The 9,943-nt window shown below is 66.2% G+C and carries 6 protein-coding genes and 1 rRNA gene; 1 reads left to right on the forward strand and 6 read right to left on the reverse strand.

Annotation, left to right across the window (positions count from 1 at the left end):
* Window positions 1–2: 2 nt before the first annotated feature.
* From ACXAJT_RS22410 to ACXAJT_RS22425, 4 genes are all read right to left on the reverse strand, one after another.
* Window positions 3–1,235 (reverse strand): NAD(P)/FAD-dependent oxidoreductase, encoded by a 1,233-nt coding sequence (locus tag ACXAJT_RS22410; protein ID WP_475239322.1) that lies wholly within the window; start codon window positions 1,233–1,235, stop codon window positions 3–5.
* Window positions 1,232–2,650: an FAD-dependent oxidoreductase gene (locus tag ACXAJT_RS22415; protein WP_475239324.1), complete on the reverse strand. Its 1,419-nt coding sequence runs from the start codon at window positions 2,648–2,650 to the stop codon at window positions 1,232–1,234. Before ACXAJT_RS22415 ends, ACXAJT_RS22410 begins: the two co-directional genes overlap by 4 nt.
* 165 nt (window positions 2,651–2,815) lie before the next feature.
* Window positions 2,816–3,598, reverse strand: coding sequence for a DeoR/GlpR family DNA-binding transcription regulator (locus ACXAJT_RS22420; protein WP_475239326.1), 783 nt, complete (start codon window positions 3,596–3,598; stop codon window positions 2,816–2,818).
* A gap of 213 nt (window positions 3,599–3,811) precedes the next feature.
* Window positions 3,812–6,643, reverse strand: a complete 2,832-nt coding sequence (locus ACXAJT_RS22425) for an FAD-binding and (Fe-S)-binding domain-containing protein (protein WP_475239330.1) — start codon at window positions 6,641–6,643, stop codon at window positions 3,812–3,814.
* Window positions 6,644–6,703: 60 nt separating this feature from the next.
* On the opposite strand from ACXAJT_RS22425, the gene ACXAJT_RS22430 reads away from it, so the two are divergent.
* Entirely contained in the window at window positions 6,704–7,618 is a 915-nt protein-coding gene (locus ACXAJT_RS22430; protein WP_475239334.1) for a LysR family transcriptional regulator, read from the forward strand.
* A gap of 42 nt (window positions 7,619–7,660) precedes the next feature.
* On the opposite strand, the gene ACXAJT_RS22435 is transcribed toward ACXAJT_RS22430, so the two are convergent.
* Entirely contained in the window at window positions 7,661–9,619 is a 1,959-nt protein-coding gene (locus ACXAJT_RS22435) for an HWE histidine kinase domain-containing protein (RefSeq protein WP_475239340.1), read from the reverse strand.
* Window positions 9,620–9,866: 247 nt separating this feature from the next.
* Window positions 9,867–9,943: ribosomal RNA gene (gene rrf / locus ACXAJT_RS22440) — 5S ribosomal RNA — on the reverse strand; the annotation flags it as partial.

The raw sequence follows: 9,943 nt of genomic DNA on the forward strand, positions 1-9,943 counted from the left end.
CCTCAGCCCTTCCGCTCCAGCCGCAGTTCCAGATCGCCGTCGGGCATGCCGTTGACCTGCGCTGGCACTCTAAGACGTAGCGGCTGTTCGGGATAGCTGTTGACCCGGCGCGCCGCGATCTGCTGCCCTGCCGCATCGCGCAGGACCAACCGGCCATGCGCGGCTCCCTTTGCGCGAATGTTGAGCACGCAGCCCTGCCCCGCACCAGCAAGACTTTGCGGCACGACGTAGCGCAGCCCCTCGCCCAGCCTGATCCGAGGCCCGCTCGGCGTGGTCGGCACCGTGACCCCGAGGTCTGCCGCAATCGCGGCGCCGACGCGCTGCCCCTCGGTCCAGCAGTGGCCCGCATTTTCCACCGGGTGCAGCACGTTGCCAGCGACGAAGACATACGGATCGGAGCTGCGCCCAGCACCGTCCACCTGCGGCCCAAGCGTGCCGGGGTCGATCCGCAGATTCCCCTGTCGCGGCAGCGTCGCTTCGGGGGTGAAGCGGCCCGAGAAGACCACCCCATCGCACGCCAAAACCAAGTCTTCGCCATCGGCGCGCCGCACCCGAAGTCCTTCGACACGGGTTTTGCCTTCGATCGAGACCAACTCGGCCCCGATGTGTACGGGCACGCGCAGAGCACGACAAAGCTGCATGAAAAGGCGGCGCGTACGTGGCTGCGCCGAGGTTTCGATCAGCGCCGCCGGGCGGATACCGTGGCGCCGACACGTGAGCAGCGCCGACAGCGACACAAGCTCGCTGCCGATGATCACCGGACGGGCAAACGGCGCTTTGCCCTCCAGATAAACGAAGGACTGAAGCGCGGCGGTGTTCATCACGCCAAGCGGCCGCAGGCCCGGCGCAAGCAATTGCGCGCGGCTGCGCTCGCGGGTGCCGGTGGCAATCAGGATGCGACGCGCGCTCAGCCGTTCGGCTCCTTCCGTCGTCGCCACTTCGAGGACCCCGCCGCGGGCCATCCCGGTAACGCTGCAGCGGGTGCGGATCTGCACCCCGGCGCGCTCGGCCTCGGCCACCAGTTGGCGGGCGTAGGCAGGTCCGGTCAGAATGCGGCGAAATTCCCGCAGGCCGAAGGGCGGGTGGCCGCAATGGCGCGGGATACCGCCTGCCACTTCGAAACGTTCGAGCACAAGAACCCGTTCGACGCCGTGGCCCCTCAGGGCCGTTGCGGCGGACAACCCGGCGGGCCCGCCGCCAACGACGATCACGTCGTAATCCGCGCCGCCGCTCATGTTGCATCCTCCGCGACGATCGGCGTTCGCAGCCGACCTTCACACAGGCTGGCGACCCGTGCGAGGCAGTTGAACCCCTGACAGCGGCCCATCGCGCAGCGGGTGCGCCGCCGCAGCCCGCCGAAATCGCCCGGCGGCAGCGGGCTATCGAGCGCCGCCCGCACCTCGCGCGTTGTCACCATCTCGCAATGGCACAGGATGCCATCATGCCCCGGCCTCTGCCAGTCGCGCTCGAGATGCTCGGCGAGATTGGGCATGCGGGGCACGGGGGGCGCCGCTACGGCGGCTCTGCTTGCAGCATTGTCCTGCCGCCACAGCTCGAACACGTGACGCGCGATCCCGAGAGCCGCGGTCAGCCCCGTTGATCGGATGCCGCCAGCGCAGTAGTAGCCCTGCTCCGCTTGGGCGTGGACCCGGTATTCCTTGCGCTCGGAGGCAGGACGCAGCCCGGCGTAGACAGCCGTCACCGGCATCTCGCGCAGCCCCGGCACCATCTCGCCGGCTTTCGTAATGAGCGCCTCGAGTTCCGGGCGGGTGACGTCAGGGCGGTCGCGCACCTGCTGCTCCTCTGCGGTTGGGCCCACCAGCAGGTTGCCAAAGGCGGTCCGCGTCAGAACGATGCCCTTGGTCCGGTCGTTCGGTACCGGCAGCAGGATCGTGCGCAGCAGAGCCGCGGCGGCCTTGTCAAACACCACGAATTGCCCTTTGCGAGGACGGATCTCAAAGCCGCTTTGGCCGGTCAGCATCGCCTCGATCCGGTCGCCGTAGAGACCGGCGCAATTGATCACGGTTCTTGCCCGCAAATCGCCCGCTGCGGTCTTTAGCGTCCAGATCCCCCCATCGCGGCGCGCGGTCTGCAAGGCTGCGCCAAAGCGAAACGTCGCGCCAAGCGCCTGCGCCTGCGTAGCGTAGGCCAGCGGCGCCGACCACGGGTCAATCACATGTTCGCGCGGCACCAGCAGCGCGGCGCGCACGCCGTCGGCCAGATGAGGCTCGCGCGAGCGCACCTCGGCGCGGGAAATCAGCCGCGCGTCGTCAACGCCATTCTGCTGCGCCTGCGCCAGCAGGTCGGGCAAGCGATCCTCTTCCTCGGGCGTCCATGCCGCGACAATCGCCCCGGTTTCGAGCACCGGAAGGTTCATCTCGCCGCGGATTTGCATGTATTCGTCGTAGGCCTGCTGCATGCAGCGAAGTTCCAACGAGCCCGGCGGCGCGTCGAAGCCGGTGTGCAAAATGGCGCTGTTGGCCTTGGACGCGCCGGACAGGATATCCGTCCCCGCCTCGATCACCGCCACGCTGGCCCCTTCGAGGGCGAAGCGCCGCGCCATCGCGCAGCCCACCACACCCGCGCCGATGATCACGACGTCCAGTTCGGAGGGCAGGTCGCGGGCTGGATCGGGGGCTGAAGTGGTCAAGGTCATTCTCCGCCGCGCCGCTGTGCGTGGCGCGCTAGGCTGCTTCGGTTACGACTGATCGTGCATATATGTGACCGAATCCACAATCATACATTCGCATTGAAGTAAAAAACCCGCCTGAAAAGGCGGGTCTTGCCGGAAATTTTGGCTCTGCTTTTTTGCGGCTCACCCGCCCGGAGCGACGAGCAACTCGACCTGCGCCGCTGACAGCGCAGCCTGCAACGCTTCCGACGGCGGCTGATCCGTGACAAGGCGGTCAATGTCTGCAAGTGGGGCAACCTCGAACACTGCGGCACTGTCGAGTTTGCTGTGATCTGCGAGTACCGTCACGTGCTCGGCCCGCGCGACCATGGCCCGGGCGAGTTCGGTTTCTCGCAGATCGAAATCCATGATTTCGCCCTGCGTGACCCCGCCCACAGTCAGCACCGCATGGCGCGCCTTGAACCGGCCAAGCTGCTCGATCGCCAGCGCGCCGAGCGTTTCGCGGCCTTCCGCCGCGATCTCGCCGCCGACCAAATAGACCCGGTGCTGCGCCTCTGGGCGCGAGAGCAGCTTGGCAATCTCGGGCGAGTTGGTGATGACTGTCAGGCCCCGACGCCGCGCCAGCGCCCGGGCGAAGGCGATCGTCGTCGAGCCGGTGTCGATGAAAATGACTGCCCCTTCTTCGAACAGATCCGCAGCGCAACGCCCGATGGCTGCCTTTTCGCCCGGCAGGGTTTCCATACGCGCGTCGAACGGCCCCTCGGTGAGCCCGGTCTCACCAAGCGCGGGTGCCTTGCGGGCGCCGCCGTGGAACTTGCGGATGCGACCGGCGCCATCAAGCTCGTTCAGATCGCGCCGGATGGTTTCGCGGGACGCATCGAACCGGTCGGCGAGACTGTCGACCAGCACCTCCCCAAGATCTTCGACAAGCTGGACGATCATGTCGCGCCGCGCTGCTGGTTTCATTTGGCCCTCCCCCGGAAAAGCCGCCCTATTAATGACGGCTTGGTCATATTATAGACTGTTTCCACAGGTTGTCCGAAGCGCAACAGCTCTGCAACGGGAATGCAAAAGACCGACGCCGGAAAGGCGTCGATCTATGCGAGAATGCTGAATCCTGCGGCCCTGCCGCAGCGTCACTACGGGGCAAAAGGCCCGCGCGGTGCGCTCGCCTGCGCCTCAGCCCAGACGGTCCGCGATGAGCCCGAGCGGGTGGCGCAGCGGTTTACCGGCGAGCCTTTCCGACTGGCAGCGGCACGAAAAGCCCGTCGCCACCGCCTCGTCGGCCTGTGCCAACGGCGCGGCCCAGGACATGTCGAACAGGCTGCGCGACATGTCTTGATGCCGGATCTTGTGGCCAAAGATGCCAGCCATGCCGCAGCAGCCGGTGGCAGGCGTTTCGATCGCCACACCGAGCCCGGCAAAGACCTCTTGCCACGCCGCACGCGCTGCAGGCGCGCCGGTGCTTTCGGTGCAATGGGTGAACAGGCTCAGCGCGCCGCCCGGCAGGTGCGGAAAATCCGCGCCCGCGCGCAGTTCTGCGGCCAGAAACTCCTGCGGCAGCAGAACCTCCGGCACTTCGATTCCGGCTTTCCGGTAGTCCTGCCGCAGCGCCATCACGAAGGCCGGGTCGAGGCCAATCATCGGCGCGCCGCTGCGCGCCCCGGCGCCAAGCGCGGCAGCAAGCCGCTGCGCCATTTTGGCGAAGGACGCGCGCTCCCCAAGGTCGCCCGCCACCTTGCCCGCGGGCAGCATCTCGACAAAGAACGGCCGGTAGCCAAGCGCCTTGAGCCCGCGCAGGACATCTCGCTGCGTTCCGCCGTCGTAGAGCGCCGAAAACCAGTCCATCCAGACCAAAACCGTGCGCTCTGGAAGCGTGCGCGCCTCCAGTTCGCTGAGTGAGATGCGGGCCTCCGGCGGCAATGGACGCGCGAGGTCGGCGGGCAGGTCCATCACCGAAAGCACGCGCTCCGCCGCGCGCCGTGCGAGAGGCCAGAGAGGACGAAGCACCGGCGCCGCGCGCAGCAGCCACGGACTAAGGCGCTCGGCCAGCAACATGGCGTGGTCGGTCAACGGGCGGGCCTTGCGGCTGTAGACATCCTCATAGAAGGCCGAGCGCATCGCCGGGATATCTACCTGCACCGGGCAGCTCGACGCGCAGGCCTTGCAGCCCAGACAGGTGTCGAGCGTGCCCAGCAGATCGCCTTCATCCATTGTCACCGTGCCGCTGCGCTTGCCTTCGTGCCACGCGCGCAGCGCATCGGCCCGCCCCTTGGGCGAATGCCGCAGGTCTCCGGTCGCCTTGAACGAGGGGCACATGGGCACGCTGGCGGCGTAGCTGAGGCATTGCGCATTGCCGTTGCACCGGAAGGCCTTTTCCAGCGGATCGCCGTCGGGCGCGTTGAACGGACGGAACGGTGTGCTGGCGATGCCCATGACAGGCGCCCCGATGGCGACCAGCTTGCCGGGATTGAACCGCCCGGAAGGGTCAAAGGCCGCCTTCACGCCTTGCAGGGCGGCATAGGCTTCGGGCCCGATCCAGCCTTCGAGGTAGGCCCCGCGCACACCCTTGCCGTGTTCGCCCCAAAAGATGCCGCCGTGGCGGTTCACCAGATCAAAGATCTCGTCAGACACCTGCACCAGCCGCGCCCGCCCCGCCTCGGCGTCGATGTCGAGCGCCGGACGGATGTGCAGGCAGCCCACATCGACGTGGCCATAAATGCCAAAACTCAGCCCGTGCCGGGTGAGAATGTCGAGAAACCCGTCGAGGAAGTCCGGCAGTGTTTCGGGCGGCACCACGCAGTCTTCGACGAACGCCACCGGACGCTCGCGCCCCTCGACCTTGCCAAGAAGCCCGACGCCGGCGGAGCGGATGGCCCAAAGCTCGCGGATTTCCTCGGCACCCGAGGCAACGTGCACGGCGCGTATACCGGGCAGACCGTGCAACCGTGCCTCGCAGGCGGCGCTGCGCGCATCCAGCGCCTCGGCCTCATCGCCATTGAATTCGACAAAGGTATAGGCGAGCGCCTCGCCCCCCTTCGGGCGCAGCGCCTCGGGCAGCCTGCCCAGCAGACCGGCGTCTTCGGCCAGCGCCTGCACGCGCTCATCCATCACTTCGATCGCGGTTGGATCGTCCTCGAGCAGCGGCAGCGCCGCCGCCAGCGAGTCGCGAAAACTGGCAAACCCGGCAACCACGAGGCGCTTTTCCTTGGGGAGCGGGCGCAATTTCACCCGAATGCGGGTGATCGGGCCAAGCGTGCCTTCCGAGCCGGGAAACAGCCGCCACCACTCAAAGCCAACCGCATCGGGGCAGGCCCGCTCCAAATCGTAGCCGGTGAAGCGACGGTTGAGGCGCGGCGTATTGGCGATGAAAGCGTCGCGCCCGGCCCGCGCCGCGTCCTCGGCCGCCTTCAGCATCGGCGCCGCCCAGTCCGGAGCAGACCCTAGGCTCGACAGCAGGCCCTGCCCCCGCGCAATCTCGACACCCAGCAGGTTGTCCGAGGTCTTGCCATAGATGCGCGACCCCTTGCCGGAGGCGTCGGTCGACACCATGCCGCCCACCGCACAGCGGGTCGAGGTCGAGGTCTCTGGCGCAAAGAACAGGCCTTTGGACCGCAGCTGAGCGTTGAGGTCGTCGAGCACGATCCCCGGCTCCACGTCCGCCCATTGACCTTCGGGATCGATTTCCAAGAGCCGGTGCATATGCCGGCGCATGTCGAGGATGATGCCGCGATTGAGGCTCTGGCCGTTGGTGCCGGTGCCGCCGCCGCGCGCGGTAAGCGGGACCTGCGCGAACTCCGCGCGCTCCAGCACCGACATGCATGTGACCACATCCTTGGCATCGTGCGGCGCGACGATCAGGTCGGGCAGGATGCGATAGACCGAATTGTCCGTCGACATGGCCGCCCGCAGCGCGCTGTCGCGTTCGACCTCGCCGCGAAAGCCCGCGTCCTGTAGGGCGCGGGGAAGTCGGTCAATGGCATCGGATAGGGCGCGGTCGGTGGCGGTCATGCTGGTCTCCTGTCTGGCGGCATATTGACCGAAGCGCGTGGTTCTTTGAAATTGAAACTTATGAAGCTTGATTCAGAAAATACGAATTTCAATCTGCGACACCTGCGCGCGATCCATGCCATCCGAAGCGAGGGCAGCTTTGCCCGCGCGGCCGAGCGTCTGGGGGTCGTGCCCTCGGCGCTGACCGAAACGGTGCGGCAGCTCGAAGAAATCGTTGGCGGTGCGCTTTTCGACCGCCGCAGCCGCCCGCCCGCGCCAACTCCGCTGGGGCAGGAATTTCTTGACGAGACGGCCCCGCTGCTCGACGGGCTGGATCGCGCGCTTGATCGCCTGCGCCAGCGCGCCCGTGGATTGCGCGGCACGCTGCGGATCGGCGCGACTCCATCGGCAATCACGCCGTATGTCGCCCCGGCGATTGCCGCCTTCCGGCAGAGCCATCCCGAGGTCGAGCTGTTGCTGCACGATGACGTGGCAGAAATCCTTGCCGGAATGGTCGCCAATGACAGGCTCGACATCGCCATCGCAGGCCGCGCGCGCAGCACGCCTGACATCATCCAGACGGAAATCGCGACCGACCTCTTCGGGCTGGCCTGCGCCGCTGATCACCCTCTGGCCTTGGACGGCCGTCCGGTGCCGGTGGACGCCATTGATCCGCAGCAGCTCATTCACCTTGGTGCCGAAACCGGCACATCACGGCTGCTTGCCGGATCCGCCCTTCCCGCGCGGCTGAAGGCGGGGCCACTGCGCAGCCATTCGACAATCGCACAACTGTGCCTCGTCCGCGCAGGCGTGGGCATTGCACTTCTGCCCCGCAACGCGGTCGAACTCTTCAATGACCCAGCCATTGCCTTCGTGCCGCTGGCCGACCTGCGGCTCGAGCGCAAACTCTATTTGCTGACGCCTGCGCGACGAGCGCCCTCCCCCACAGCCGCAGCCTTCGAAAAGCTGTTTGGCGAGCTTACCGTCGGGGCGTGACCGCCTGCTGGACCACCTGCCAATGACGCAGGGCGTGTAAGGCTACAGGTTCTTCAGCGTGGTCAGCAGTTCCGCCTCGGAGATCGGCTTGGCCAGCCGTGGCACGCCGGTCATCGCCTCACCATCATAGCCGGAAATGACCACCACCGGCACGCCGAGCGTCATCAGTTTCTCGAGCACCGGAGTCGATCGCTCGCCGCCGAGGTTCTCATCGAGCAGCGCAACCTCGGGCTTTGCCTCGGACAGCGCATCGAGCGCCGCCCCGACGGTGCCGAATTGACCGTAGATCGCGTAGCCCGCATCTTCCATCATCCCCGCCAGATCGAGCGCGATGATCGGCTCGTCCTCGACGATCATGACCGACCGCGCTGGCGCGTCGACCTCGGCGATGATCGCAGCAGGATCGGATGTCTTTTCCTGCGTCCACCCCCCGCCCGAGAGCGCGATCTCGTAGCGCAGCTCTCCGGCAGACCGATGCCGCGCGATGCGGCCCTGAAAGTGATCGCGCACGACCCTTTGCAGCAGAATGGTGCCAAAGCCACGCCGCATCGGTTCGGCCTCTTCCGGCGCTTTGATCGCAGAAGACCTCTCGGACCACGTCAGCTCGATCTCACCACTCGGCCCATCGGTCTGCCACCTCACGTCCAGCACACCTTCCGGATCGGCCAATGCGCCGTGCTTCAGGGCGTTGGTACTCAGTTCATGGACCATCATCGCCAACAGTTGTGCATCGGCTGCCGGCAGCAAGACCTCTGGGCCCGACAGCGACACCCGCAGGCTTTCGGCGCCCGCAAATGTTTCCAACTCCATCTCAATCACGGTCTTCAGTGAAAGCCCGTCCCACTTGCGCTGCGACAGCAGCCCGTGAATGCGCGACAACGCAGAGATCCGGTCATCCAGCTTGGCCTTGTAGTCCGCCACCGTCTCGGCCGCGATCATCCGTGCCACCGCGCGCAGGATGGCCAAGAGGTTACGCGCCCGGTGATCGATCTCCTGCATCATCACCACCTCGCGCGCCCGGGCCCGCTCCAACTCCGCCCATGCCATGGTGGTCTCAAGCACCTTTTCCACCAGCGCCACATCCAGCACCCCGGTGGCCCGCGGCCGCGTCCAGTGGATATGAAGAACCGCTCGCAAGACGCCACCACTGACCCAAGGCACCAGCAAACCGTTGCTGACGTTGCGGTCTACCAAAAAGCGCGCGGTCTCCGGCTCCAGCGCCTGATCGGCGCGATTGACGAACACGTCCCGCCTGGCGCGCAAGTCCGCCAAAGCTGCCGAACCGAAGGCGCTCTGCACGTCTGGCCTGCGTGCGGCGGACTGCGGCGGGAACACCTCTGTGGCGGGCACCAAGACCCCCTCGGCATCGGCCTCCATCAGCCCAAGAAGATCGGCGCCCAAATGGGTGCCCAGCCGGTCGAGTGCGACCTGCAGACCTTGCTGCGCATCCTTGCACCGCCGCAGCGCCTCATTGAGCTTGACCATGCATTCGGCGTTGCGCCGCTGGATCACGTTCTCGGTCGTTTCGCTGCCGGAATTCCAGATGCCGACGATCTCGCCCTGCTCGCTCCGCAGCGGTGTAAAGCTATAATTCCAATAGGTTTCTTCGAGAAGGCCAAAGCGCTGCATGGGCAGCATCTGGTCCTCAAGAAAGAGGCCCTTGCCGGTCCGGATCACCTCGTTGAATTGCGGCTCGATGATCGACCAGATATCGCTCCAGACCTCTCGGGCGGGCGCCCCCAGCGACGCCGGATGGCGCGGGCCGGGGATCGGCGCCCAGGCGTCGTTATAGATCAGCCGCAGCTCAGGACCCCAATATATGGCCGTGGGGAACGCAGAATTGAGACAGATCGAAAGCGCCGCGCGCAGCGGGGCGGGCCAGGTCTCTGGGGGGCCAAAAGGATGCTCGGTCCAGTCGGTTTCGCGGATGCGACGCGCCATCTCTCCCTCGCCGGAGAGAAAGTCCATTGGCCCGAAATCAGCGCCTTGCTGTCGAAGCATCCCACACCTTCCAAGAAAGTCCCCTGAAATGAATATAGTGGTCGCCGAACCTGCGACCAGAGCGCTGCTGCTGGGGTGGCGCGAAGTCAACTACCGCGGTGGAGGGATTTGAGAGTATTGACGCGGGCGCCCTGCATCGAGGACGGCGTTCGCTGGACGCGAGCCGACCAGTCTGGCGCATCGGTTTCGGTATTTTTGGGAGGATCGTTTTTGAGAGATACGGTTATGTTTGTGTGGATTTTACTAGGTTTGGCGGTGACCTACTCTCCCACGTCTTGAGACGCAGTACCATCGGCGCGGCAGCACTTAACGGCCGGGTTCGGA

It is taken from the genome of Salipiger sp. ABF4_146 (assembly GCF_056161345.1).

Excerpts from the sequence above, each read along its gene's own strand:
- ACXAJT_RS22410 (WP_475239322.1), bottom strand. The coding sequence starts at position 1,235 with ATGAGCGGCGGCGCGGATTACGACGTGATCGTCGTTGGCGGCGGGCCC.
- ACXAJT_RS22435 (WP_475239340.1), bottom strand. The coding sequence starts at position 9,619 with ATGCTTCGACAGCAAGGCGCTGATTTCGGGCCAATGGACTTTCTCTCC.
- ACXAJT_RS22430 (WP_475239334.1), top strand. The coding sequence starts at position 6,704 with ATGAAGCTTGATTCAGAAAATACGAATTTCAATCTGCGACACCTGCGC.
- ACXAJT_RS22420 (WP_475239326.1), bottom strand. The coding sequence starts at position 3,598 with ATGAAACCAGCAGCGCGGCGCGACATGATCGTCCAGCTTGTCGAAGAT.
- ACXAJT_RS22425 (WP_475239330.1), bottom strand. The coding sequence starts at position 6,643 with ATGACCGCCACCGACCGCGCCCTATCCGATGCCATTGACCGACTTCCC.